Source organism: Methylacidiphilum caldifontis, from assembly GCF_017310505.1.
In the GTDB taxonomy this organism is placed as follows: Bacteria; Verrucomicrobiota; Verrucomicrobiia; order Methylacidiphilales; family Methylacidiphilaceae; genus Methylacidiphilum; species Methylacidiphilum caldifontis.
The window spans coordinates 344,139-367,995 of the sequence record NZ_CP065957.1; the positions used below are offsets into that span (position 1 = coordinate 344,139).

The 23,857-nt window shown below is 39.7% G+C and carries 25 protein-coding genes and 1 other RNA gene; 13 read left to right on the forward strand and 13 right to left on the reverse strand.

Going from position 1 to position 23,857, the window contains the following annotated elements; translation table 11 throughout:
• The first annotated feature begins 188 nt into the window (after nucleotides 1–188).
• The 3 genes from IT6_RS01655 to IT6_RS01665 all read left to right on the forward strand — a co-directional run bounded on the left by IT6_RS01655 (nucleotide 189) and on the right by IT6_RS01665 (nucleotide 3,993).
• The gene (locus IT6_RS01655) at nucleotides 189–1,436 is read left to right on the forward strand and encodes a pyruvate dehydrogenase complex dihydrolipoamide acetyltransferase (RefSeq protein WP_134440126.1); all 1,248 of its coding nucleotides are present in this window, start codon (nucleotides 189–191) and stop codon (nucleotides 1,434–1,436) included.
• Nucleotides 1,437–1,449: 13 nt separating this feature from the next.
• Nucleotides 1,450–2,838 (forward strand): dihydrolipoyl dehydrogenase, encoded by a 1,389-nt coding sequence (gene lpdA / locus IT6_RS01660; RefSeq protein ID WP_134440127.1) that lies wholly within the window; start codon nucleotides 1,450–1,452, stop codon nucleotides 2,836–2,838.
• A 258-nt stretch (nucleotides 2,839–3,096) separates the two neighbouring features.
• The gene (locus tag IT6_RS01665) at nucleotides 3,097–3,993 is read left to right on the forward strand and encodes an NAD(P)-dependent oxidoreductase (protein WP_134440128.1); all 897 of its coding nucleotides are present in this window, start codon (nucleotides 3,097–3,099) and stop codon (nucleotides 3,991–3,993) included.
• Nucleotides 3,994–4,073: 80 nt separating this feature from the next.
• Here the strand turns inward: IT6_RS01665 and IT6_RS01670 are convergent, their stop codons facing one another.
• From IT6_RS01670 to IT6_RS01685, 4 genes are all read right to left on the reverse strand, one after another.
• Nucleotides 4,074–4,463 (reverse strand): 4a-hydroxytetrahydrobiopterin dehydratase, encoded by a 390-nt coding sequence (locus tag IT6_RS01670; protein ID WP_242524282.1) that lies wholly within the window; start codon nucleotides 4,461–4,463, stop codon nucleotides 4,074–4,076.
• A 264-nt stretch (nucleotides 4,464–4,727) separates the two neighbouring features.
• Nucleotides 4,728–5,603 carry a c-type cytochrome gene (locus tag IT6_RS01675; protein WP_206827154.1) on the reverse strand — a complete coding sequence of 292 codons (876 nt, stop codon included), beginning with the start codon at nucleotides 5,601–5,603 and terminating at the stop codon, nucleotides 4,728–4,730.
• Between the two features lie 23 nt (nucleotides 5,604–5,626).
• On the reverse strand, nucleotides 5,627–6,505 hold the full coding sequence (locus IT6_RS01680; RefSeq protein WP_206827156.1) for a substrate-binding domain-containing protein: 879 nt from the start codon (nucleotides 6,503–6,505) through the stop codon (nucleotides 5,627–5,629).
• A gap of 254 nt (nucleotides 6,506–6,759) precedes the next feature.
• Nucleotides 6,760–8,595 carry a methanol/ethanol family PQQ-dependent dehydrogenase gene (locus IT6_RS01685; protein ID WP_134440131.1) on the reverse strand — a complete coding sequence of 612 codons (1,836 nt, stop codon included), beginning with the start codon at nucleotides 8,593–8,595 and terminating at the stop codon, nucleotides 6,760–6,762.
• Between the two features lie 180 nt (nucleotides 8,596–8,775).
• Between IT6_RS01685 and IT6_RS01690 the strand changes: the two genes are divergently transcribed.
• From IT6_RS01690 to rnpB, 3 genes are all read left to right on the forward strand, one after another.
• Entirely contained in the window at nucleotides 8,776–9,993 is a 1,218-nt protein-coding gene (locus tag IT6_RS01690) for an MFS transporter (RefSeq protein WP_134440132.1), read from the forward strand.
• A 54-nt stretch (nucleotides 9,994–10,047) separates the two neighbouring features.
• Complete coding sequence (locus tag IT6_RS01695) at nucleotides 10,048–10,665, forward strand: HAD family hydrolase (protein ID WP_134440133.1); 618 nt, start codon at nucleotides 10,048–10,050, stop codon at nucleotides 10,663–10,665.
• A gap of 266 nt (nucleotides 10,666–10,931) precedes the next feature.
• Nucleotides 10,932–11,344, forward strand: an RNA gene (gene rnpB, locus IT6_RS01700) — RNase P RNA component class A.
• A 21-nt stretch (nucleotides 11,345–11,365) separates the two neighbouring features.
• Here rnpB and IT6_RS01705 read toward each other — a convergent pair.
• Genes IT6_RS01705 through modA form a run of 3 tightly spaced genes read right to left on the reverse strand, consistent with a single transcriptional unit; the run spans nucleotide 11,366 to nucleotide 13,996 of the window.
• The gene (locus IT6_RS01705) at nucleotides 11,366–12,514 is read right to left on the reverse strand and encodes an ABC transporter ATP-binding protein (protein ID WP_134440134.1); all 1,149 of its coding nucleotides are present in this window, start codon (nucleotides 12,512–12,514) and stop codon (nucleotides 11,366–11,368) included.
• Entirely contained in the window at nucleotides 12,484–13,167 is a 684-nt protein-coding gene (gene modB, locus IT6_RS01710) for a molybdate ABC transporter permease subunit (RefSeq protein ID WP_242524283.1), read from the reverse strand. Before modB ends, IT6_RS01705 begins: the two co-directional genes overlap by 31 nt.
• Before the next feature lie 13 nt (nucleotides 13,168–13,180).
• Entirely contained in the window at nucleotides 13,181–13,996 is an 816-nt protein-coding gene (modA, locus tag IT6_RS01715) for a molybdate ABC transporter substrate-binding protein (RefSeq protein WP_134440136.1), read from the reverse strand.
• Nucleotides 13,997–14,202: 206 nt separating this feature from the next.
• Between modA and fdhD the strand changes: the two genes are divergently transcribed.
• Nucleotides 14,203–15,042 carry a formate dehydrogenase accessory sulfurtransferase FdhD gene (gene fdhD, locus IT6_RS01720; protein ID WP_206827166.1) on the forward strand — a complete coding sequence of 280 codons (840 nt, stop codon included), beginning with the start codon at nucleotides 14,203–14,205 and terminating at the stop codon, nucleotides 15,040–15,042.
• Nucleotides 15,043–15,154: 112 nt separating this feature from the next.
• Here the strand turns inward: fdhD and IT6_RS10580 are convergent, their stop codons facing one another.
• Entirely contained in the window at nucleotides 15,155–15,382 is a 228-nt protein-coding gene (locus tag IT6_RS10580; RefSeq protein ID WP_206827168.1) for a zinc ribbon domain-containing protein, read from the reverse strand.
• A gap of 219 nt (nucleotides 15,383–15,601) precedes the next feature.
• Here IT6_RS10580 and IT6_RS01730 point away from each other — a divergent pair, with 219 nt between their 5' ends.
• On the forward strand, nucleotides 15,602–17,113 hold the full coding sequence (locus IT6_RS01730; RefSeq protein WP_242524284.1) for a hypothetical protein: 1,512 nt from the start codon (nucleotides 15,602–15,604) through the stop codon (nucleotides 17,111–17,113).
• A gap of 21 nt (nucleotides 17,114–17,134) precedes the next feature.
• Here the strand turns inward: IT6_RS01730 and IT6_RS01735 are convergent, their stop codons facing one another.
• A complete protein-coding gene (locus IT6_RS01735) occupies nucleotides 17,135–17,527 on the reverse strand; it encodes a hypothetical protein (RefSeq protein ID WP_134440138.1) in 393 nt (130 codons plus the stop codon).
• Nucleotides 17,528–17,642: 115 nt separating this feature from the next.
• Here IT6_RS01735 and IT6_RS01740 point away from each other — a divergent pair, with 115 nt between their 5' ends.
• The 5 genes from IT6_RS01740 to IT6_RS01760 all read left to right on the forward strand — a co-directional run bounded on the left by IT6_RS01740 (nucleotide 17,643) and on the right by IT6_RS01760 (nucleotide 20,677).
• The gene (locus tag IT6_RS01740; RefSeq protein ID WP_134440139.1) at nucleotides 17,643–18,122 is read left to right on the forward strand and encodes a peroxiredoxin; all 480 of its coding nucleotides are present in this window, start codon (nucleotides 17,643–17,645) and stop codon (nucleotides 18,120–18,122) included.
• A gap of 64 nt (nucleotides 18,123–18,186) precedes the next feature.
• A complete protein-coding gene (locus tag IT6_RS01745) occupies nucleotides 18,187–18,612 on the forward strand; it encodes a DUF3096 domain-containing protein (protein ID WP_206827170.1) in 426 nt (141 codons plus the stop codon).
• Nucleotides 18,609–19,253: a Tll0287-like domain-containing protein gene (locus IT6_RS01750; RefSeq protein WP_206827172.1), complete on the forward strand. Its 645-nt coding sequence runs from the start codon at nucleotides 18,609–18,611 to the stop codon at nucleotides 19,251–19,253. The genes IT6_RS01745 and IT6_RS01750 overlap by 4 nt, the downstream gene beginning before the upstream one ends.
• Nucleotides 19,254–19,485: 232 nt before the next feature.
• Nucleotides 19,486–19,635, forward strand: a complete 150-nt coding sequence (locus IT6_RS01755; RefSeq protein ID WP_206827174.1) for a hypothetical protein — start codon at nucleotides 19,486–19,488, stop codon at nucleotides 19,633–19,635.
• Nucleotides 19,636–19,789: 154 nt separating this feature from the next.
• A complete protein-coding gene (locus IT6_RS01760) occupies nucleotides 19,790–20,677 on the forward strand; it encodes an alpha/beta hydrolase (protein WP_134440474.1) in 888 nt (295 codons plus the stop codon).
• Between the two features lie 28 nt (nucleotides 20,678–20,705).
• Here IT6_RS01760 and IT6_RS01765 read toward each other — a convergent pair whose 3' ends face one another.
• The 4 genes from IT6_RS01765 to IT6_RS01780 are packed head-to-tail and all read right to left on the reverse strand — an operon-like array spanning nucleotide 20,706 to nucleotide 23,857.
• A complete protein-coding gene (locus tag IT6_RS01765; protein WP_206827177.1) occupies nucleotides 20,706–21,926 on the reverse strand; it encodes a molybdopterin molybdotransferase MoeA in 1,221 nt (406 codons plus the stop codon).
• 13 nt (nucleotides 21,927–21,939) lie between these two features.
• Nucleotides 21,940–22,458 carry a molybdopterin-guanine dinucleotide biosynthesis protein B gene (gene mobB / locus IT6_RS01770; RefSeq protein ID WP_206827179.1) on the reverse strand — a complete coding sequence of 173 codons (519 nt, stop codon included), beginning with the start codon at nucleotides 22,456–22,458 and terminating at the stop codon, nucleotides 21,940–21,942.
• An 18-nt stretch (nucleotides 22,459–22,476) separates the two neighbouring features.
• Entirely contained in the window at nucleotides 22,477–23,058 is a 582-nt protein-coding gene (gene mobA / locus IT6_RS01775; RefSeq protein WP_206827181.1) for a molybdenum cofactor guanylyltransferase MobA, read from the reverse strand.
• A 7-nt stretch (nucleotides 23,059–23,065) separates the two neighbouring features.
• Nucleotides 23,066–23,857 (reverse strand): histidinol-phosphatase HisJ family protein, encoded by a 792-nt coding sequence (locus tag IT6_RS01780; RefSeq protein ID WP_134440478.1) that lies wholly within the window; start codon nucleotides 23,855–23,857, stop codon nucleotides 23,066–23,068.

Below are 23,857 nucleotides of genomic sequence, written 5' to 3' on the forward strand. Positions count from 1 at the left end.
CTCTATTGCTTACATTTGATCGCGCTTTATAATAGAACAACTTATGATTGACTTAGTTTTATGTGAAGATACAAGATTTAATTACTTTGCCCATTTCTTTTGCTTTTAATGAGATTAATTTATTTTTATTTTTTATAAAAATAAATGATGATATTTTAAAAAAAATTTTATAAACTATCAGTCTTTCAATGAAACAAATTACAATGCCTTTGTTAAGTCCATCCATGTCTGAGGGACAGATCGTGAGGTGGTTAAAAAAAGAGGGAGAAGCCATACATGAAGGAGAAGTGATTGCCGAAGTAGAAACGGACAAGGCGATTATGGATCTAGAGGCCTTCGAATCAGGTATTTTAAAACAGATCTTGCTTCCTGAAGGTGGTCGAGCTCCTGTGAATACCCCTATAGCTTTAATTGAAGCTGAATCCGAAGAGACAGAGCAAACTGCTGCTGCAGTCTCTGGACAGATAAAGGAAGAAAAAGAAATACCCGAAACACAACCCTTTACAAAATCTTCAGCAGAGATCAAACAAAACTTGGGAGAAGAAAAACCCCAAAGAATCAGATCTTCTCCCCTGGCTAGAAAAATCGCAAAGGAAGAACAGATTGAACTTTCTGAAATTCAAGGGACAGGTCCTGGAGGCCGGATTGTAAAAAGGGATGTTTTAGAAAGGCTGGAACAAAAGAAACAACTCTCTACCACCATCCCGAAACTCACCGGTCCATCTCTTCAACCTCTTACAGGGGCCATAAAACTGCCTCTATCTTTGATGAGGGAAAAAATTGCAAAGCGGCTTTTAGAAAGTAAAACCACTATTCCTCATTTTTATTTGGAAACTGAAGTTTCAGTTACAGCTCTTTCTCATTTTAGAAATGAACTCAATCAGTACTACTCTCAGCAAGAACCATCGTGGAAATTTACCTATAATGACTTTATTCTAAAAGCCACCATAGAAGCCCTAAAAAGAGTTCCTTCTGTGAATGCTTCATGGAATGGAGACTCCATATTGCGCTATAACTCTATTAATATCGCTTTTGCTGTGGCTATTGAAGATGGTCTTATTACTCCGGTTATAAAGGACGGCCAAAATAAATCACTCATGATGCTTTCTAAAGAAGCTAAGGAACTGATTCAAAAAGCCCAGGAAAGAAAGTTGACTCCAGAAGAATATACGGGTGGGACCATTACTGTTTCTAATTTAGGAATGTATGGGATAGAAAATTTCTATGCCATTATTGATCCACCTCAAGTCATGATTCTGGCTATTGGAGCAATTATTAAAAAACCCATTGTCGATGGACAAAATAATATTGTTATTGGTGAAGTCATGCGAGTGAGTGCCTCCTGTGACCATAGGGTAGTTGATGGAGCAACTGGAGCAAAATTTTTAAAAGAATTTAAACAACTCATGGAAAATCCTCTTTCCATGTTAGTATAAAAAAAACTGTTCTATGAATAACGACTTGGACCTAATTGTCATTGGTGGGGGTCCCGCTGGATATGTTGCTGCTTTACGAGCCGCCCAAATAGGAAAAAAAGTGGCCGTGATTGAAGAAGATAAACTAGGGGGAGTATGTTCTAATTGGGGATGTATTCCGACCAAAGCATTGCTTAAGACAGCAGAACTTTTAGAATCATGTCGTAGAGCAGACTCTTTTGGACTAGAAATTTCGGGATTAAAATTTGATTATGCCAAAGTTATTGCAAGGAGCAGGCAATCAGCAACTCGCATGTCTTCAGGAGTGGAATATCTATTTAAGTCCAGGGGAATCAGATGGATCAAAGCTAGAGCAAAAATTAATAAAGAAAAAAAAATAAGGGTATTTTACCCTGCTGAAAAAACCGAAGAACTCCATAGCCCTTTTATACTGATCTGCACAGGTTGCAAGCCCAAAACTATTCCTTCAATCAAGGTTGACGGCAAAATAATTTTTACGAGCAGAGAAGCATTAGAATCTACAAGACTACCCAAAAAAATCGTTATTGTTGGAGGAGGTGCTATAGGGATAGAATTTGCTTATTTTTATAGATGCTTGGGATCAGAAGTCGTTGTGGTCGAAATGACTTCTCATATCCTTCCTGGAACAGATATTGAAATTTCTCAGGCCCTGCATAAGAGTTTAACAAAAAAAGGAATAACGATATTCAACTCTACCCTGGTGGAGAAGTGCTGGGTCATCAAAGATAAACTCCATGTAAGACTTAAGGGAGCTGTAAACGACTCGATCGAATCTGATGCCATGCTTTTAGCCATTGGAGTTGCTGCACAACCTTCTGAAATCCTAGAGCCTGGTTTAGAGCTTAAAACCGAAAATGGATTCATTTCTGTAGACAATAAATATCAGACATCTATTGAAGGCATCTATGCAGCGGGAGATGTTATCGGGCCCCCCTTACTTGCACATGCAGCTTTCAGGGAAGGATGGGAAGCTGTTGATTGCATGTTTTTAGGCAAGCAATCGACTAGACCTCATTTTGTCCCCAGTTGCGTTTATTGCCAGCCTCAAGTGGCTACTGTGGGTATGACCGAAGAAGAAGCAAAAAAAGAAAACATTCCATATAAGACCGCTAAGTATCCTTATAATGCAAATGGAAAAGCCGTTGCTGCTGGAGAAACAGAAGGTTTCGTTAAACTGATCGTGAGCAGTCGCGATGAGGAAATCCTGGGAGCGCACATTCTTGGTCAGGATGCCAGTGAACTTATTGGAGAATTTGTACTTGCAAAAACACTGGAAAGCACAGCCCAAGAACTGCATCTGGCCATTCATCCTCATCCTACTTTATCTGAGATGATTGGGGAAGTGGCTCTTCTCGTAGAAGGAATTGGCCTTCATCTATAATCTTAAAGAAAATCAACTGTTCGTTAAAGGATAGGTCCTTTTTATATTCTCCCAAGATTACAAGTTGGAACAAGGTTAAGAGAATGGTCAAAAGTAAGATTGCGATCAGCTAAAGCTGCTACAACAGTTGTTAAGGCTAAAGGATAGGAATACTCTTGACTTCTATTCGAAAAACTTTTTTAACAGAGAAAAATAGTAATTCGTGGTACTAAAAGCTAATATTTATTTTTAATAGGAATAAAAAAAAGGAGCAAAGATATGAGTAAGAGAATCGGATTTGTAGGTGTGGGAAGAATGGGTGCAAATATGGCACGTCGTCTTCATGATTTAAAATATCCGGTAACTGTTGTTTATGACGTTTATGAAAAAGCTGCTGAAGAACTAGCTAAAGAAATAGGAGCTGAAGCCTCTAAAAAGCTTGCAAGAGTAACTGAGCTTGCGGATGTGATTTTCACCGTAGTTTCCGATGATGCAGCAATGCACAAAATATTTGCAAAAAATGGTGACAGTCTTTTGATCAACGCAAAGGGCAGGATATTCATCAATACAGCCACGATTTCGCCTCAAACCCACATTGAAGTGGGCAAACTATGTGAAGAAGTTGGAGCTGAAGCTATAGAAGCCTGTATGGCTTCAAGTATTCCACAAGCCAGAAATGGTACTCTTTATTTTATGCTAGGAGGCAAACAAGAGGTTATTAAAGAAGTTGAACCCATTCTCAAAGATATGTCCTCTTCCATGAGATATTGCGGGCCGCTAGGATCAGCAGCCAGGGTCAAAGCTCTTGTCAATATGGTCATGAACATTAATACTGCAGCATTGGCAGAAGGACTCGGGCTAGCAAAGGCCCTGAACCTTGATTTAAATATGATAAGAGAGGTTTTCTCACAAACTGGAGCAAATTCAAGGGTATTGCAAACTGACGGAGAAGATATGCAAAATAGGGAACATACATGCTTTTTCTCTGCTGAACATGCCTTGAAAGATAGTGGTATAGCCCTTAATTTGGCAAAAGATGTGGGATTAAATCTTCCTCTTGCTCAAGCTACCTATAACCAATATCAAAGGCTTGTGAAAAAGGGTTTTGGCCAACTCGATAAGTCAGCGATTTCCGAATTAACTTTCCCCGACCGTCATGGGTTGGATAAAGACTAAAACGCAAAACAAATAAAAAAAGGGGAAGGAATCCTTCCCCTTTTTTTATGATTGCATTGAATTCAAAAGATCAAAAAATCTTAAGATTCAACGTAATCTTTTAAAATAGGTTGATACAAGCTATCTGTTTTTGCTGCCATTATAAAGTCATTGCGATGCAATCCATGAATTTTGTGTGTCCACCACCAAACCGTAACTTTACCCCATTCTGTTAAAAGAGATGGATGATGCTTTTCTTGTTCCGCAAGTCTCCCTACTCTCTCTGTAAAGATTAAAGCTGAAGCAAAATCAGGAAATTCGTAAGCTCTCTCCAACATTTCCACTCCATTTTTTTCGACAATCCGCCACTGTGGGATCTGCTTAATTAATTCCACTTTTTCTTGGGAACTTACTTTTGGGGCATCACCGCGGCAAGCAACACACTTTTCTTCTGAAAGATTGTTTTCTGTCATATTAAAAATAGTATTCATCCTCTGTGACAAAGCAATAGTATCTAGGAAGATAAGCAATAAATAATACAAGCTCAGCCCAATCTGTTATCGGTGTACAATCGTTTCCTTTCAAGCTCATTCCAAACACACAGATAAGGCTTCATTCAATCTTAACCAAAATCCTTATATTCCATCTCTTCGTTAAACATACTTCGATCCAAAGGACTAAACGCCAAAGCAAAAATATGGCCCAATAATCAAATAAGGAGCAGACAAGCTTCAGTTGCTCTTTGCATGCTTGCCTTATTGAGGCGCTACACCATAGACTTTGAGTACATTAAGCAAAGCATCCGCACATTTAGTGACATATACCATAGAGCTCTGCTCTTGCCCTTCAAATCCCTTAGGCGAGGTATAAGATTTGCTAAAAGGAAGCATTTTAAGCTTACGAGCTGAATCGAGTTCCATAGCATAAAACGCTGCAAGAGGAGTCCAAAGAATCGCCGCATCAACTTTTCCTGCTAAAAGATCTTCTAGGGGTTTACCTAATTCTCTTTCCTTATCAGGATAGGCTTTAGCTTTTGCTTTCAGAGAAGTAGCGATTTCTTTAGCTGCACTATTGTCAAGCACGGCTACGGTTAACCCTGACAGTTTGCTATCTTCGGCTGATGAGAAATTTTTCGAAGAACCATCGAAAACGAGAACATATTGTCTTTGATAACCACTCAGCCGAGGTAGAACAGCTTTTAACCAATGAGGATCAGCTTCAACTATGGCACAGGATTTTTTATCAATATTGAGCTGTCCGGCAGCACCCCCACCTTGCTCAGCCGCAGCAACTTTACAGTACCTAACAAAAGTGATGACTTTCCATATTTCGTCATCCGTAAGCACACCCCCAAACATTCGAGGCATGGTCTGTTGGGGGATTTGACCTTTAATAAGTTTAAAAAGAGTCTGATCATCGCTTCCAAAAACCCATGTGTCATCAATAAATGAAGGACACATTCCCCCTCCTCCTCCAGCTCCATGACATCCATTACAACCCATCTTAAAATAAAGCTCTTTACCTTGCGAAACCACCTGTTTATCGGAAGGGGAATAGGGATTCTTTTGTTGAGCAAATAGTACACCAACTGATAAAGACAAAATTAAACAGCTAACAGCTATTTTTTTCATGTTATTATACAAAGAGTTATAGGTTAATCATTCTTTAGAGGAAGAGAGCCATCACTTACTTGAGTTGTTTTGATCTCTTTCCCAACAGAAACAGTCTTTTGCAATACTGGCACGCCATACTCTTCAAGAATATGTTGAATTTCAACATGTTTCAGATCGATGACCTGATCAAGTTTCTTTTTAAGCTCTTGGTCTCCTTTCCTTACACCCATGGAGATATCAAAAGTCACGGGAAATCTTGGATTATCACTTGTTAAGGGGATCATAACCAATGGAAAGTTTCTTTTTTTAATATAAAAGCCCGCCACAGGTCCCCATACCAAACCGACGTCAATCTTAGCGTTCATGACATCCTCTACAACTTTTCCCGGAGATTCTTCCGGATGAAATATGGGATCAAAGAAAGGTGAATAACCCACGACATTCTCAATAATACCTCTTTCTGCAAGGAGCTGGTGAGGAGGACTGTTGATGAGGACCCCAATTTTGAGGGTTTTTAAAACAGGATCATTAAGTGATTGAATGGATAACCCCCGGTCTTTTTTATAAACCATGACGTAAGAAGTCCTATAATAAGGTTTAGTCGTAAGAACCTGACCCCAATTGGAAGGTACTCCAATGATCACGTTACATTTACCCAATTTTAATGTGTTTCTTACTAACCCTCTTTGATGAGCAAACCAATAGTAAGACAAAGGCAGCTTGAGAGTATCGGCCACAAGCTGGGCAATTTTATTTTCAAAACCTTCCAATTTTTGGTTTGAAAAAGGAAGGTTCCCTGGATCAGCACAAGAACAGATGTCTTCTGCACTTGCACGCTGCCCTATAAAAGCCATTAAAAAGAGACAAGATAAAATTGTTCTTAAGCTCTTTCTAAATGATATTTCACAAAATCTAATCATCGTGTCTTTCTTTTGGAAAACGTTAGCCTCTATTTTTTAAAACCGTAGTTTTGCTAGAGAATAACAGAACCCTATAGATTTTTTTAAAAAGACCTTTAAGACCTTTTACCTCAAGATCTCTTTTTAATGTAACCCATTTTTAGAGATTCTCTCCCCCATTTATATGTTGATGATTTTTTGAAAACCAACCTTTTAGCCGCTACCCTATTATATTTTCAGAGTAGCGGCTAGAGGTTCAATCAATAATCGTAGCTTTATTCCAACGAAAAGACGTAGAGTTCGCCACCAATGGTCGTAGCCTTTGGAAGTCCAGCTTGATAAGCAACACCCACGGCTCCTAGACCGGCGTAGGGATCGTCAGGAGGTAAGTTCTGGGCTACAGCAATACCAAACCACCCACCGACTCCAGAGTAAACAGCTACGTACTGTTTCTTATCAGGTCCCAAGAATGTAATGGGGTTGCCAATAATTCCTGAACCAAGTTTTTGCTGCCAGAGCACTTTTCCTGTCTTTATATCCACTGCTTTAAACCATCCATCCATCGTTCCATAAAAGGCGAGTCCACCAGCCGTAACCACTGGACCACTCCAAACAGGAAAATGTTCATGGATTTCCCATACTCTCTTCCCCTTAAGAGCATCGTAGCAAATGAATGCACCATAATAATCGTCTTTGCCTTCATGCCCTGAATACATAAGCACGTTGGCGCCAACGTAAGGGGCTCCTGCTGTGTAGGTCGCTTCTACCCCTTCATAGTTCATACACATATTGTTGGTCGGAACATAAAATAATCCTGTCTGTGGATTAAAAGCAGCAGGTTGTTGGTCTTTGCCACCCATGGAATTAGGACAAATACCTTTGGTATCAACACCCTGTTTCGTCCTTTTTTCAGGGATCTCAACGGGTCTATCATTTTCCTTGCTAATTTCTTTTGCCCAATTTTCATAGACAAAAGGCTGAGCTTCAATTAATTGACCCGTTCTTCTATCCAATACGTAACCAAAGCCGTTACGATCGAAATGAACAAGACAAGGGGTTTTCTTTCCCTTTACCGTTAAATCTGGAAGAATCATTTCGTTGATTCCATCATAATCCCAGGAATCCCATGGAGTCATCTGGTATGCCCAACGTGCTTTACCCGTATCGGGCCGTCTGGCTATAATAGAACAGGACCATTTATTGTCTCCCCCCTTTCTCTGCTCGGCATTCCAAGTACCTGGGTTACCTGTTCCATAATAGAAGAGATCAAGAGCAGGATCATAGCTATACCATCCCCAAGTTGTTCCTCCTCCAAGCTTCCACTGCTCCCCAGGCCAAGTTTTCGTTCCATCGCCGGGTCCACCATGTTGGGGAAATTCCTTATTGAAATCGGAATCGATCAAAACTTCCTCATCTGGTCCCTGGCTATAAGCCAGCCAAACTCTATTGCCCGTATTGATATCATAGGCGCCCACTCTTCCTCTGACTCCAAATTCCCCACCAGATACTCCAACAAGTACCTTATCTTTGACAACCAAGGGTGCACCCGTAATCGTTTCCCCTTTAGTCACGTCCGCATGCTTGGTTTTCCAAAGTTCTTTTCCTGTATTTGCATCAAGAGCAATTATCTGTCCATCAAGGGTAGCCAAAAAGAGCTTGCCATTGGCATAAGCCAGTCCCCTGTTGACTACGTCGCAACAAGCCACTGCTACTGCTTGGCTATTCTGAACAGGAGTATATTGCCACTTAATTGCATAGGGCTTTTGAGTCAAATCAAGGGCATAAACATGGTTGGGATAGGCTGAATGAACGTACATCGTCGATCCAACGACCAGCGGTCCACCTTCATGTCCACGCAAGGCCCCTGTTGAAAAGCTCCAAGCAAGACGCAATCGGGACACATTTTTCGTATTTATCTGGGTCAGCTCACTAAAACGGGTATTTGCATAATTTTTGTTTTGCATGACCCATTGAGCTGGATCTTTCTCAAGTTTAACGAGCTCATCATTCGCTTTTGTAACGGGTAAAGAACCTAATAAGCCAAAAGCCGCTAAAAAGGTGGCTTTCTTTGCCACGGAATATCTTTTAGGCTTTTTTAATTTAACTGTCATCGCTTCCTCCTTTATTTATTCTATGGTGCCTTCCATTTACCACTCTTGTGATCTAAGTCAATAACAAATGTAATAATTTTTGTTGACAGATTAAAAAGTAATCTGTCTTGCCGTTATTATTCGCCTTATTCACTTGAGTGTTTTTATTAGCATTATCACTTATATAATTTTTAACATAAAATGAAGCTTTTTTTTCGAACAGATTTATTTAATTGCCAATCTTTTAAAATCGCTTTTTGGGGACAATCTGTTTCTTTTATTGGAAGTTGGATACATTTAGTGGGTTTAAGTTGGCTCGCTTTCCAGCTTACTCGTTCACCCTTGGGCCTCGGTTTGGTTGGTTTTTCCTCCACTATTCCTTCTTTTTTATTTTCTTTTCTTTCAGGTATAACAGCCGACAAATTCTCCAGGCTTAAAATCCTGGTAATAAGCCAATTTGCTAATTTTCTTCTTTCCTTTTTACTGGGTTTATTGAGTACTTTAAAGGTAGTCAATTTCTATGAAGTCCTTATTCTCTCCTTTGGGATGGGTATTTTCAGCAATATGGAACTTCCCTCAAGGCAGGCTCTGTTTCTTTCTTTTTTACCCGATACAGAGTTAAAAAGAGCCATCGCCATAAATGGACTTCTTTTCAACTTGGCAAAATTGATTGGTCCAGCAGCCGCAGCCTTTCTTATTCCTCTTTATGGCTCCTCGATCTGTTTTTTTATAAACAGTCTCTCTTATGGAGTATCCATTCTTTCTTTCATCATCGCTTCGTCTAAAAATCAAAAGAAGGAAAAAACCATTTCCAAATCAAACTTAAAAAAAAGTTTTTTCTCACTCATTGCAAATCCTCTTATTTCTTATCCAGCCCTACTTCTGGGCATTGTTACTCTTTTTGGTTGGTCCTACTCTGTTCTTCTTCCCTATGTTTCTTCACACATCTACAATAAGGGCTCCCAAGGGTTGTCCTTATTCTACAGTGCAAGCGGCCTAGGAGCTATTATCGCCACATTGATTATAACTTTTTATCCCAACCTCTTTAGCTCCTTAAAACTTAGGCAAATCTCCATTATTATTTTCTGCCTTTGCCTTTTTCTTTTCTCCTTTTTCCCTCCCTTTTATATTTCTCTTTTTCTTATTACGTTATTAGGCTTTGGTCTTTCCCTTTTTATAGCGGCAACAACCATGATTCTCCAGGAAAGAATTGCTGGGGAGTCAAGAGGAATGGTTTTTGGCCTAAGTTCTTTCTTTTTTCAGGGTTTTTTTGGCTTTGGCAATCTTCTAATGGGAACAGTTGCTCAATTTGCGGGTGTAAGATTAAGTCTTTTGCTCAGCTCAATCATCTGTTTTGTTGCCTTTTTATTTTTTGAACGTCCAATTCGAATCCAAAAACAAACTCTACCCATAAACTAAACCACAACCTTTATACTGGATTTTACCTTTAATAGGTCGAAGTTATATTTGGCTATGTCTGATCCTCGAATAAACACCCTTTTTTTGGATGTCGGAGGTGTTCTGCTTACCAATGGATGGGATACACAAGGAAGAAAAAAAGCGGCTGAACTGTTCGGATTGGATCCCATAGAATTTGACGATAGGCATCACTTAACCTTTGATACCTATGAACAAGGAAAGCTTACTCTGCATGAATATTTAAGAAGAACGGTATTTTATCAAAGTCGGCCTTTTACTATGGATGACTTTAGGCAATTTATGTTCAGTCTTTCCCGCCCTTTCCCTGAAATGATAGAACTCATCAAAGCATTGAAAAAAAAATATAACTTAAGGATTGCGGTATTAAGCAACGAAGGCAGGGAGCTGCAAATTCACAGGATTCAAACTTTCAATCTGAATAGCTTTATTGATTACTTTATCGTCTCCTCGTTCGTCCATTTAAGAAAACCAGATGTGGATATTTTTCAATTGGCTCTTGATGTCGCTCAATCTCCACCCAGTTCAGTCCTTTATATCGAAGATAGACCCATGTTCGTAGATGTAGCCAGAAGTCTTGGCATCGAAGCCATTAGGCATGAAAGTTACGAAAAAACAAAAGCAGCCCTCATTTCTTATGGGCTTATCCCCTAATCGTTCTTTTCTAAACTTGCTATCTATCAGTTCGGTTTTCTCAACCATGCTCGCTTGAATCACAACCATAACACGGCTTGCTTCTTGTTCTCCAAGTTTAATGGCTATTTGAATGATTAGACCTGCAGGTAATCTTTTATGGAGAAAAGGGATACCATGTTTTAATAGACTAAGCACTGCTCAATGAATAGAGTTGATAAAGCCCCGAAAATTTTGATCAAAGGGTTTCATTTACAAAAATGGCAAAATAAAATATAATAATATATCCCGAGGGGTATGCCGCCACTCGACTTTTAGGCTCTATAAGTCGAGAGGAAAGTCCGGACTCTATAAGGCAGCGATCCACTGGAAACAGTGGGCTTGGATGAGCAAAAGCCTTCCAAGACGGAGAGTGTCACAGAAAACATACCGCTTAACAGTTATCGTTAAGCAAGGGTGAAAAGGCGGGGTAAGAGCCCACCGCATGAATGGTAACATTCATGGCAGGAAAAACCCATCGCAGAGCAAGGCCAAGCAGGGACATGGGTTGCCTTACCCATCTCATCAAAGCATGATGAGAACTCCCAGGTAGGCCGCACCGCTTTGCCAAAAGCGGATCCCTTTAAAGTACAGGGATAGACAGATGGCGGCAAGTCCAGTATCCTGGACTACAGAATCCGGCTTATTCCCCTCGGTATTTTTATAGATTGACTTTAAAAACTTAAAAATCCCTTTCAATCAAATGGATAGCTCCTGTTTTGACCAATGCAGAAACACTGTCTCCATCCCTAATTTTCATTTCGATGAGAGAGCTCTGGCTTATAAGGGCATTAAGCATAATCCCGCAGTCAATGGAAAGGTGAGCTAAGCCTTCTGTCATTTTTATTTTCTTCACCCTACCCGTATAACGATTTCTCACACTGAAAGAACCTTTTGGGATATCGCGATCGGCAAGTCCATCATTTTTAAGTATAGAAACATCTTCAGCGCGAAAGAGACAAAATATCTTTCTTCCCCTAAAAAAAACATCTTTTCTCTCTTTTAATACCGCTTCTAGCTGACCGATTGGCGTTTCTACCACCACTTTGCCTTGCTCTAAATAAACAATTTCTCCAGGGATGATATTTTCTATACCAATAATAGATGCTACTTCTATCGTTGCAGGTTCAGAAAAAACTTGTCTTGTTTCGCCAAATTGAAGCAGTTTACCCGAACTTATTATACCCACATATCGAGCCATCTGAATGATTTCAGCCTTATCATGACTAATCATGATCGTCAAACACCCACTTTGATAAGCGATCTCTTCTATAAGTCCCCTTATTTGTTCTTTAGCCTTAAAATCCAGCCCATTTAAAGGTTCATCTAGCAAAAGCAAGCTCGGTTGCCTAGCTATAGCTCTAGCCAGAGCGACCCTCCTTTTTTCACCCCCTGAAAGCGATGATGGCCACCTTGAAGCCAGCTGTTCTATACCCGTTTTTTTAAGGGCTTGGCTAATTTTCAGTTTTATATCTGCCCGGCTCAATCCTTCTTTCTTTTTTAGACCATAACCGACATTTTTCTCTACCCTCAGATGAGGAAAGAGTGCGTCCTCCTGGACCACATACCCAATATTGCGTCGATAAGGGGGAAGGTTGAGTTTTTTTTTCGTATCTACCCATATTTCTTCGCCCATGGAGATTATCCCCTGATCAGGGAAATCTAGACCAGATATGCAACGAAGGAGTGTGGTTTTTCCACTTCCTGAAGGGCCATAGAATGCCGTCAAAGAAGATGGGCAAAGAGGAATAGTTAACTGCGCCTGTAGCTGGAGGGAAGGAGAAATATTTTTTTCTATTTCTAAATAAAAGACTTTGTTTTGTTGGTCCATCTGCTGTCTGCAGTCGAATATACAATAAAAAGAACAAGAAAAGAAAAGAAGAGAAGCACAAGTGCCGTTTTGTTCGCACTTTCATAGTCAAGCCCTTCAACTTGGTCATAGAGGGCAATGGAAAGAGTCCTTGTTTTGCCTGGTAAATCTCCTCCTACCATAAGGACAATGCCAAATTCTCCTAGAGTATGGGCAAAACTTAAGACTGTTCCTCTCAGAATACCTTGAACGGAAAGAGGCAAGATAACTTTTAAAAACGTAGCCAACTTGTTTTCACCGCAACATAAAGAAGCTTCAATAAGTTTGCTATCCACAAGGCTAAAAGAACCGACTAAATTCTGTACCATAAAAGGCAAACTATAAATAATAGAAGCAACAAGCAACCCTTCGAAAGAAAAAACAAGAGATTTTCCAAAAACTTTTGTATAGATATTTCCGAGAGGACCAGAATTTCCAAGAAGAATAAGCAAATAGAAACCTAAAACAGTTGGCGGCAACACCAAGGGAAGACTTACCAGGGTATCCACAATCATTTGCCAATGGCTTTTTTTTCCAAAGGAAAGCCAATAGGCGATGGGAAAAGATATAAGATACAACAAAACGGTTGTCCAAAACGATAGTTTAAAGCTAAGAAAAAGGGCCGCCCAATCCATCTTTAATATCCTTTTATGGCAAAAGACCATATTCTTTAAGGATTCTCCGGCTATTTTCAGCAAAAAGGAAATCTTTAAATCTTTCTGCTATCGAAAAATCGGCAGTCCGCTTGATAATTAAACCATACTGTAAAATTCTTGGATAAAACTGATGGGGAACTTCTACAAATACTCCTTCAGTTTTAGCTTTTGGCGACAAAGCCAATGAAAGAGGTACAAAAGCGATTTGAGCATTTTTTGCTTCAGCAAACTGAAAAGCTTGTATGACATTTTCTCCCATGACCATTTTTTCTTTTAATCTATCCCACAATCCCGCTTTAATAAGAGCAGCCTTAGCGGCTTTCCCATAAGGTGCTCTTTCAGGATTTGCAATAGCAATTTTCAAGACTTTGCGGTTTAATAATAAATCTTTCCAATTAGCTTGTTCCTCTTTTTTAAACTGATCTTTATGCATCCAAACAACCAATTTACCTTCAGCATATTCAAATGGTTCGCCAACAGAATATCCCTTTGAAGCAAGCAACGAAGGATATTCTCTGTCTGCAGAAAAGAAGAGATCAAAAGGAGCTCCTCGAATAACTTGCTCGTAAAACTTGCCTGAAGCCCCATAGATGATTTCGACCCGAATATCCGGATTTTTCTGCTGAAATATCTCGACAATTTTAGGCAAAACAAATCTTAAATCCGCTGCCGCAGCAACAGTTATGACCGCTGATCGATTAGCCGGCTTAACACCCTCCTCGCTCCGAAGGGGAGATACCAGAAACAAGCCTAAAAACGAAAGAACTGTAAAATATATTAAACGCATAGTTACTTTTAAGTAACTCATAAATCATTGTCAATTTTTCAATCCTCGCTTCTTTCTTCTTAAAACCCCTACATGATTGTTTTTCATCTTCATAATCTTCTTCGACTTTATCTTTAAGTGGTTTTCTTTTTAAAAAAGCTAATGCTTAAGGGTTATTTGAATATTATCTTTTATCTCAAACAAAGAGTTTTGTACAAAAAAGCCATAGAGATAAGCAGGAAATAAAGATGACGCAGAGACCAGGTTCTAAAGTTCCAATCCGCATCTGGGAGTTTACTGAAGAAACAAAAAAAAATAGGGCAGATTACCTAGCTACTGAAGAGCCATTAGAGATCCGTCTTAAGGCTGGAGAGGAAGAAAAAGTCCTAGCCGTTACGATGAGAACTCCGGGAGCTGACTTTGATTTAACCCTAGGCTTTCTGTTTTGTGAAGGAGTAATTTCTAGTTTGGATGAGGTGCACTCGATTTCCTATTGCCTGCGAAAAGAAGAAGAACAGAGATACAATAGTCTTTTGGTTATTCTTAATCAATCCCGGCTGCCAGCAATGGGATCATTTGAAAGGCACTTCATGACCTCGAGTGCCTGTGGAGTTTGTGGTCGAGCTACAGTGGATCTATTGGTTACAAAAAAAAAGGAAAACAGCCGTTTTCCTTTTAACTGGAAAATACCTTTGGAGGTCATCTACAAACTGCCCCAAGAGTTCCAAACAAAACAAAATCTCTTCAAAACCACTGGTGGATTACATGCTGCAGCCATATTCGATTTAAAAGGCAATCTAATCAATATTAAAGAGGATGTTGGAAGACACAACGCTATGGATAAGATCGTTGGATGCGCTTTGCGCGAAGGGCTGATTCCATTGGATAAACACATCGTGATGGTTAGCGGCAGAGCCAGTTATGAGCTTCTTCAGAAAGCCTACATGGCAGGGCTCAGATTTTTTTGTTCCGTATCCGCTCCAAGCAGTCTTGCCCTTGTCGTTGCCCAAAAATTCTCTATTACCCTTGTTGGTTTTTTACGCAAAAAAAGATTTAACGTTTACAGTGGGATTGAAAGAATCGAATAGGTAACTTGCTTAACTCTTGACCTCCTCCCCCGCCTGAAGGCGGAGGATTCCTTCCTGCCACTAGGGGCCTAGTTGCACCCCTTGGATCAGTCGAACAACCAACTCCCCGGCGCTACACCGGAGAACAGGCGATCCGGGCCAGTCCAGCCCTTAATATGTTCATCGCTCCCACTGTGTCGGCATGGCCCTCATACCCGCACCTCTCGCACCGGAATGTCGTTTGCCTCGGCCGATTCGCTTGGCTTACATGTCCGCATTCCGGCACCGGACAAGTCTGGCTCGTGTACGGGGCCGGTACGGTCCTCAGCCAGCCCCCTAACCCGTGGAGCTTGTAGCCCAAGAACGTATCAATGCCTTTTCATTCTATAAGCTAACGATTTTCTCTAGAAATCGTGCTTTTCCAAATTGCATTTCCAAAACTTCTGAAATGATTAAACGATCATATCTAACATATCCTTGATCGCTTTGATTTAGCGGGATCCTTAACAAGATGAAGTTAAATAGAATGAATGTTGAGTACATGAGTTTTGTATTCATGCCAATTATGAATATGTTTTAAATGATGAAGTTTACATTTAAGAAAACTTTTTTCATTATTCCTTTTTTTCTTTTGTCTCTTTCCCTTTTTTGGGGCATGAGCCAATGGCCAGGAACAACGACCCGAAGCAAGGCTGAGATAACAAAATTTAGATCTGAATTAAGCAAAGAAATTGATGAATTAACTTCTCTGACCGATCGACTTGGAAATGAAAAAAGGCAATTTGAAAGTCTTTATGAAAAAACATTGATGTCTTCCCTTCCTGATCAGATACCACTTTCTTTAATGGAATCTTCTCTCTTTAATTATCAGTCAATGCTCGATGAACTGACGACAAAAATTTCAAAAATCCAATCTGACATTTCATCTCGAGTCGCTCAATGGAACCTTTCATCCCAATCCGACCTTTTCGATCCTACACTGCTGAACCGGTGGACATCGATAAATTCTCAAGCGGATAATTTTTCCTCCGCCCTTCATATTCTCCAAACCGATATCCAGCTATCTTATCAAAGACGCAACGAACTGCTTGCTGCTGAAAGTCGTCAAAAACAAGAGGAAAAAAAACAACAGGATTTAGCCGCTTCCAAGGCTGCGGCCTACTCGACGACCAATGCCTCTACTCTATCTAACGCTATTTCTCCATCCGCTCAACCTTTTGTCGGTAGCGAAGAAAACAATACTCAGTTGACTTACTCTGGTAATCCATGGGGAGGATATGGCTATGGTTGGGGCTGGGGATGGCCATGGTGGTGGTGGGGATGGGGATTTGGTTTTGGTTTTGGATGGGGTTTATGGTGGCCTTTCTTATGGGGTCCATTCGGTTTTTTTCCTTTTGTCATTGAACGAAACGTTTTTATTACGAAAACAACCCCGACTCAACAACATCAGGGTATGGCTCAGCATGGGGGTGCAGCCCCCCACTCTCTTTCTTCAGCCCATCCTTTTAATCATCCTGGCTCGTTCCATACCAACCAACACAATATGACTCACACAGTCTCTGCTCACCCAGCTCATAACCTCGCCCATTCTACAACACAAGGTCCTCTTCATAACGATTTTCATAACCTTCTTCACCAAGACCATCAAAACCTTGCCGCTCTGAATCAAAGAAACTTGGCCCATACGCAACCTACAGGTTCTCTTTCCCCCGTTCATCCTCAACACCTGACTAACCATGGCATTCATGACATTGCTGGTCATCCTCTCCATTCTCCCTCAACAGGTCATCTTGCTTCTCATTTTGGTTCTCCATCCTCTTTTTCTGGACACATGGGAGGTGCTCCTCTCCACTCCTTCTCTGGTGGCGGCACCTTTCATGGCAGTAGTGGACTTTCCCACGGATTTATTTTCCATGGGGCAACAGGGTTAGGTCATGGAGGCTTTTACGGTCATCAGGGCTTTATTGGACATCCTGGAGGCTTCTATGGAGGAATGAGAGGATTCCATGGGGGAATGGGAGGCTTCCACGGGGGGATGGGAGGATTTCATGGGGGAATGGGAGGTTTTCATGGGGGAGGATTCCACCATTAATCAACTCAGCGTGGATTAAGCTCAGTGTTGTGCCGCTTGGTCCATCTCTTTTTGGATTTTTCCCGCTTCGTTTCCGATTGACTTTTCAACTTTTCTTAGCCGATCTTGGAATTCTTTTTCCCACTTATCCCAGTTTTTTTGGAAGTCCTGCTGTTCCTTTATATACTCCTGATGAAGAGCTGAAGCCGTTTTTTGGTTTTGTTTAGCCACGGCCTGCTGCCAATCTTCAAATATTTTTACGATCCGATTATGCTTTTTCTTTAGTTCGGAAACTTTTTGATCTTTAAAGCTATTTTTACTTTTAGCAGGGCCACTTTGAACAGAACCGGTTACAGTTTGATCTTTACCCCAAGTTTTAAAGGGAAAGACTACTAAGATAATGAGAGAAATTAGAGGAAAAACAACTTTCATCATAAAACAGTAATAAATGATTTTGAATATTAATAAAAGAAAAACCCCATACAGTTTTTATTTATATGTTTTTTCTTTTTTCATTTTCTTTTTTATCATCTCTTTATATGGTAATGCTATGAATCAGCATTCACCCTTGGAAATCGGAGCAACCGTTCCTGATGTGGCGGGAGTAGACCAAGATGGTCACAGTATCCAACTTAAATCGGTTGCCCAAGAAGGAATCGTTTTATTTTATTTTTATCCCAAGGCAGATACACCCGGTTGTACCCGGGAGGCCTGCAATTTTAGAGATAATTATAAGATGTTAATAAACAACGGAGTAAAAGTATTTGGCATCAGCATGGATAGCCAAGAGGCTCAAAAAAAATTCAAGGATAAATATCATCTACCTTTTACTCTTTTAGCGGATCCCGAAGGTAAAATCGTAGATCAATTCGGAGTGACCAAAAGAAATGGCCATGCTTCCAGGCAATCTTTCCTTGCGAAAAATGGTAAGATCGTATGGCGCAATTTGAAAGTCAATCCCGATAATCATGTTCAAGAAGTACTCGAAGAGGTCAAAAACCTTAAAGATAATTCCGCCCAAAATCGATAACCCAAGATTAAAAAAAGTTCACAACCTTGTAGAGAAGCGTTCTTAAAAAAACATATTTCTAACGATGGATAACAACCTGAGGCTAATCCTGCAGTCTGGCTTTTCATTGCTCTTTGGATTTATTCTTTTCCTCAAACCTCATCTCCTCTATTTTCTCATCGCTGCTTATCTTCTTTTGTTTTCTATTCTTGGTTTTTTTTTCCATCTCCATTTTATATTCTGTCTTGTGACAGCGATAAGCGGAATTTTAATTCTTTTATTTCCTAATCTCATACCCTATCTCGTTGCTTTCCATTTTATTTTCTTTGCCGTCTTAAGTTTTATGGCCTTTGGCCCTTCATTCTTCAGCATCTTTCCTATTATCATCGCTATTTTGCTTTTCATTTTTCCTAATTCCATCGCCTATCTGATTGCTTCATATCTGGTCATTAGCAGCATAGGCAATCTTTTAAATCTCTTTTTTCATCAGAAAGGAAGATTTATGATATGAAAAGAAAGTGGGCGATAATCAAAATAAGATTTTTCCTTTTTTTTATCTTTTTATTCAGTTTCTTTCTTTCAGCTCATTCTCAGCAAGAACCCGTAACAAGTATAGCTTCTTTGGAAAAAAGCCAAGCCATTGAAAAAATTGCTTCTCCCATCGCTCAAGAGTTCCAAGAATCCCTTAAAAATATCTTAACAACAAAAATCAAAGAGCTTGGTCCAACGGGAGCCCTAGAATATTGTAGTCTCAATGCGATGCCTCTCACTGAAAAAATCAAACAAAAACATGGATCAACGATCAGCCTTCTTAAAAGAACTTCAGATAAAGTAAGAAATCCACTGAATAAACCTGATTATGCAGAAAAAGAAGCTCTCGAAATTTTCTTAGAAGCTCAACGCAGGCATGAACCTATGCCGGCAAATTACGTGCAAAAAGTAGAACAAGATTGGACCATAAAATATAGGTATTACAAACCCATTTTTATCGGGAATATTTGTCTTAATTGTCATGGTTCAACAAGCCAAATGAGTCCCTCTCTTAAAGAAGAATTACATAAAAGATACCCAATGGACGAAGCTACTGGTTATAAGCTGGGTGATTTTAGAGGGCTAATCACCATAGAAGTCAGCATGTTCCAAGAAGAATAAGCCTTGGATAAGGCTACCAAAAAAGTAGCTCACCAACTTTCATGCACCTAAAAGTATTGGTAAGAGAATATTTCATAGCTTAATAACTTTTTAGAACAAAACCTCATCCCTGCTCCACTTAAGATGCGCTAGACACATCAAGTTAATATCCCCCCCATTACGGCTGCTTTAGTTACAAACAAAAGAGGCTAAACTGCCGATATAAAGCCTATGCATTGAGTAGATTCCGACGATGTCAGTGGGTTACCTTAAACAATGGGCCACTGGCTACATTCATCTGGTTAAAGTTGTCCTGCAAAAGGATAGAATAAAAGCCCTAAAAGGGTTGGAGAGGCTTCAAAGAACATGCCCTGAAACTGAGCCAGTCGACAAGCAAGCTTAACTTCTTGCAAGATGGGAGCTGTCAGAAACCCAACAAATAACTGGCGCTTATTAATGAAGTTTTAATCCTATTGCACGAAATCTCTACACCAAAAGAAAAAGACATTAAAATTAATTTTTTATAGCAATGAATAACCCTTATATAAAATTATTTTATGTCGTTTTTTTCCTTGCTCATCCTTCTTATTATTTTTCCAAGTTCCATTTTAGCTTTAGGATTGTTTTATTTTGGCAGGGTTTTAGCCAACCTTGCCGTTACAGTTCCTCCTTCTGCAAGCCCAAATCTCAACCCTGGACTAATAGGCCTCAATTACCGATCATTGAAGATCCTGTCGCATGATAATGTAGAACTGGCTGGCTGGTTTGTTTCTTCTAAAACAGATGACGAAAAAGTCAAAACTCCACTTATAGTTATCCACGGACTGGGAGCAAATAAACAATTTATGATGAGTTATATTCAACTTGCACATGAGTTAGGATTTCCCGTCTTAGCCGTTGATCTAAGGGGACATGGCGAAAGTGGTCCTTCTATTGTCACTTTAGGCCTAAAAGAAAGTTTAGATTTAGAAAAATGGGTCGAAGAACTGAAAAAACAAGGATATTCTAAACCGATTCTTTGGGGAACATCACTAGGAGCGGTAACGGCACTTCTTGCCGGATCCCGCCTTAAAGGCCAACTTCGTGCTATAATTGCTGACGCTCCCTTTGATAATCTTTACAATGCCTTAGTTACACATGCTCAATTTTTTTTCAAATTAAAACCTTTTCCGATGGTCCCTATCGTTTCCTGGCATCTCAAGAAAAACTTCGGAATCGATCCTCTAGCCATTGACTGTGTACATGCCGCTCAGAATATTGATTGTCCTCTTTTTATCCTGGCTGCTGAAAAGGATGCAAGAATGCCACTTGCTATGGTAAGAAGAGTCTTTGATGCAGCAAAAAGTCCAAAATCTTGGTGGATCATTCCCAATGCAAATCACGAAATAAGAACCTTTGATAACCATTTCAAAAAGACAATCACCCAATTTCTATACGACATATAAACCAGGAAACGGGATTATTCTGTTTTTATCATAACCGAATGCAATCCACCGGCATATCCTTGGGAATAAAGGTTGACTGAGAAGGCAAACTTAAAAGAACATCAGCTTTGAGTGCGGACAGAAAACCCACAGGATCTTTTAGAGATACTGGTTTAACGAAACGTTGATATTGATTATAGAGTTCCTTCCCAAAATAATACTCGACTCTACCTGCTTTCTTTCTCATTTCGATGGCAATAGGAGCCTTGAATTTGATAAAAGGATTTATAGACCATCCCATCCGCTTGGCTACAGCTTCCCTTAACAGGGCATAAAAGCTGACAAGAACCGCAGGAGGATTTCCAGGTAAAGAGAAAAAGGGAATACCTTCAAAAGAAGAAAAAGAGAAAGGTCGACCTGGTTTAATAGCGATTTTTTTGAAATAAATCCAACATTTCTTATCAATGAACTTAGCCACGTAATCTTTTTCTCCAACAGACAACCCTCCCGTCGAAATAATAAGGTTGGCTTGGCTTTTCTTGGCTTTGTTCATTTCGTTTTCAACTGCATCAAAATCATCTTGAACAATATTTCCCCCTTCCACACAAACACCCAACTCCTTCAAAGCATTTTGTAAGAAAATCCGGTTGCTATCAAAGATCTGTCCATAACTGATGGTCGTCCCTACCGGTTTAATCTCCTCACCTGTGCTAAACAAATGGACACGGAGGGTAGGTTTGACTTTAAGCTGATGTATGCCTAATGATGCTAAAAGATTGATCAATCGAGAATCTATTTTTTGACCCTTACAACAAAGAAGTTGACCTCTCTGTATCTCTTCCCCCGCTTTTTTGATATTATCCCCTTTATTATATTTTCCTTTTATTTTAATACGACCATCCTTAAGGATAACCTCTTCTTGGATAACAACAAGGTCGAAAGGTTTAGGAACAGCTGCCCCTGTGGCGACTTTCACACACTGGTTTGGATCAAAAGTTTTGGATACAGCCTTTCCTGCGTAGATTTCAGAGGCAATTGCAAATTCTTTTTCTCCTTCAGAAAAGAGAGCCTCAGCACAAAGAGCATATCCATCCATTAGAGAAACATCAAAAGGTGGATAATCCGATGAGGAATAAACATCTTCGGCAAGAATTTTATTTAATGATTGTTCCAGGGAAACGGTCTCAAATCCATCAATTTCTTCAATAGTTTTATTTATAATATCTAATGCTTGGTCAATAGAAACAAACTGAAGCGGGGAAGAGTTCATATGTATCCTTTTCTTATAGGGATGGGTTAATCCAATGCAAAATAAAAGAACTTATAGCCGAAACGTCATCCCTAAAAAAGACCGGCTTATTTTCCCAAAAGTCTTTCGACTCTTTTGTCTGGGTTATCAGTCCCACACAACCGACTACTTCTTTCAAAGACAGCTCTGATTCTTCAACTCTTTCCACAAAACATAATTTAGGAAAATGACCTTCTTTTTTAAGTCCCTCAATGAAAAGAATGTCGCAGCCCAAAGTATTCAAAAACTTAACTAACTGCTGAAAAATCATTTCCTGGGGACAACCATAATCGAAAATCATCGCCGACTGATTGCCAGATAGAAGACAGACAGCCGAAGCTCCTGCTTCTTTTAAGCTGTAACTGTCTTTCCCGGGATAATCTAACTGAAATCCTTTATGGGCATGTTTGAAGGCTCCTACCCTTAATCCATTGGAAGAAAAATATCTTATGAGTTTACATATCAGAGTAGTCTTTCCACATCCACTTCTGCCAACAAAACCAAAGACCGTCACGAAACTCCCTTTTATAAACTACCGTTTTCTTACAGCTTCCTCTAGATCAACCAAGTAGTTGATATTGTAAAAGCTTTCCGAGTATTGACTCAAATCAACTTTGAGGGCTTGCACAAATTGATAAAAACGAGCGACTTTCCGCCCTCCCTCAACCAAGTATTTTTCAAGCTGGGCTAACACCGATTTTTTAAAAAGCGCAAAAAGATATTGGTCCCTTGTTCCATCCCAAACATAAGCAACAGTTGAGGAGGAAGAAAAAAGCTTTTCCTTAAGGGCAACATCGAATCTTTCTTCAAAAAAAGGGCAATCACAAGGGACAGTTAACAGGAAGGATGCGTTCATCTGTTTGAGAACGGTATATATTCCACCTAAAGGACCACAGTTTTCCATGCTATCTTTAACAACTGGCCAACCATAACAGCCATACTTTTCCAAGGAGCGATTAGCACTTATCCATAGTGTATTTACCCTTGGAGAAAGTTTTTCAGCACTATAAACAAAAAGGGGTTTTCCTTTAAAATCTAAAAGTCCCTTTTCGATGCCTCCCATACGAGTTGCCTTTCCCCCACATAGAACTACACCATCGATATTGGTCTGCATCTATATTTTACAAAGGAAAAACAATTTTTTTTCTTGATTTAAACATCGTCAATTCCCTGTAACCCACCTCCCTGACAAGATCCAGGGCTAAATCAAAATCCTGCCCCACTTCATTCGGATCATGAGCATCTGAACTGATCAAAATAGGAATATTTTTTTTATAAGCTATTTCCAAAAATCGTTTTTCTGGATAAATCTCTTTAACTGGTTTTCTCAATCCTGCGGTGTTGATTTCAAAAGCCAGATGATGGTCAGCCATAGCTGTAAGGGCTTCTTCATAAAAAGAAGCAAGATCTCGACTGGGTTTATGATTAAACTTTTTGATTAAATCGGGATGAGCCAAAAAGTCGAAAAGCCCTGAACAAGCCATTTTCGTATACAAAGAAAAATACTCAGTCCAGGTGGCTTCGATGTCGGTCTTCTTCCATCTGTCTAATTTAGAAGGATTATCAATATCCCAATCCCTAGAGATGTAATGAACAGCCCCAATAAGATAATCCCAAGGAGCTCGAGATGATAAATCGCGGATGTGTTCCTCAAACCCGAGAATGAAATCACATTCTAGACCAAGTCGTATAGGATATTGTGGAAATTTTTTTCGTGTTTCTTCAACAAGCCCAATATATTCGTCTAGCTGATCAAGACGCATTCTCCAATCATCAAAATGATAAGGCATCGGATTATGATCAGAAAAACCGATTTCGATTAAGCCTTTTTCAATTGCTTTTTGAACATACAGATAGGGCTCCCCTACCGCATGCCCACAAAGTGGAGTATGAAGATGATAATCAAAAATCAT

Bases quoted from the DNA above. Each gene is read 5' to 3' on its own strand.
- IT6_RS01655 (WP_134440126.1), top strand. From the start codon at position 189: ATGAAACAAATTACAATGCCTTTGTTAAGTCCATCCATGTCTGAGGGA.
- lpdA (WP_134440127.1), top strand. From the start codon at position 1,450: ATGAATAACGACTTGGACCTAATTGTCATTGGTGGGGGTCCCGCTGGA.
- IT6_RS01665 (WP_134440128.1), top strand. From the start codon at position 3,097: ATGAGTAAGAGAATCGGATTTGTAGGTGTGGGAAGAATGGGTGCAAAT.
- IT6_RS01670 (WP_242524282.1), bottom strand. From the start codon at position 4,463: ATGAATACTATTTTTAATATGACAGAAAACAATCTTTCAGAAGAAAAG.
- IT6_RS01675 (WP_206827154.1), bottom strand. From the start codon at position 5,603: ATGAAAAAAATAGCTGTTAGCTGTTTAATTTTGTCTTTATCAGTTGGT.
- IT6_RS01680 (WP_206827156.1), bottom strand. From the start codon at position 6,505: ATGATTAGATTTTGTGAAATATCATTTAGAAAGAGCTTAAGAACAATT.
- IT6_RS01685 (WP_134440131.1), bottom strand. From the start codon at position 8,595: ATGACAGTTAAATTAAAAAAGCCTAAAAGATATTCCGTGGCAAAGAAA.
- IT6_RS01690 (WP_134440132.1), top strand. From the start codon at position 8,776: ATGAAGCTTTTTTTTCGAACAGATTTATTTAATTGCCAATCTTTTAAA.
- IT6_RS01695 (WP_134440133.1), top strand. From the start codon at position 10,048: ATGTCTGATCCTCGAATAAACACCCTTTTTTTGGATGTCGGAGGTGTT.
- IT6_RS01705 (WP_134440134.1), bottom strand. From the start codon at position 12,514: ATGGACCAACAAAACAAAGTCTTTTATTTAGAAATAGAAAAAAATATT.
- modB (WP_242524283.1), bottom strand. From the start codon at position 13,167: ATGGATTGGGCGGCCCTTTTTCTTAGCTTTAAACTATCGTTTTGGACA.
- modA (WP_134440136.1), bottom strand. From the start codon at position 13,996: ATGAGTTACTTAAAAGTAACTATGCGTTTAATATATTTTACAGTTCTT.
- fdhD (WP_206827166.1), top strand. From the start codon at position 14,203: ATGACGCAGAGACCAGGTTCTAAAGTTCCAATCCGCATCTGGGAGTTT.
- IT6_RS01730 (WP_242524284.1), top strand. From the start codon at position 15,602: ATGATGAAGTTTACATTTAAGAAAACTTTTTTCATTATTCCTTTTTTT.
- IT6_RS01735 (WP_134440138.1), bottom strand. From the start codon at position 17,527: ATGATGAAAGTTGTTTTTCCTCTAATTTCTCTCATTATCTTAGTAGTC.
- IT6_RS01740 (WP_134440139.1), top strand. From the start codon at position 17,643: ATGAATCAGCATTCACCCTTGGAAATCGGAGCAACCGTTCCTGATGTG.
- IT6_RS01745 (WP_206827170.1), top strand. From the start codon at position 18,187: ATGGATAACAACCTGAGGCTAATCCTGCAGTCTGGCTTTTCATTGCTC.
- IT6_RS01750 (WP_206827172.1), top strand. From the start codon at position 18,609: ATGAAAAGAAAGTGGGCGATAATCAAAATAAGATTTTTCCTTTTTTTT.
- IT6_RS01755 (WP_206827174.1), top strand. From the start codon at position 19,486: ATGTCAGTGGGTTACCTTAAACAATGGGCCACTGGCTACATTCATCTG.
- IT6_RS01760 (WP_134440474.1), top strand. From the start codon at position 19,790: ATGTCGTTTTTTTCCTTGCTCATCCTTCTTATTATTTTTCCAAGTTCC.
- IT6_RS01765 (WP_206827177.1), bottom strand. From the start codon at position 21,926: ATGAACTCTTCCCCGCTTCAGTTTGTTTCTATTGACCAAGCATTAGAT.
- mobA (WP_206827181.1), bottom strand. From the start codon at position 23,058: ATGCAGACCAATATCGATGGTGTAGTTCTATGTGGGGGAAAGGCAACT.
- IT6_RS01780 (WP_134440478.1), bottom strand. From the start codon at position 23,857: ATGATTTTTGATTATCATCTTCATACTCCACTTTGTGGGCATGCGGTA.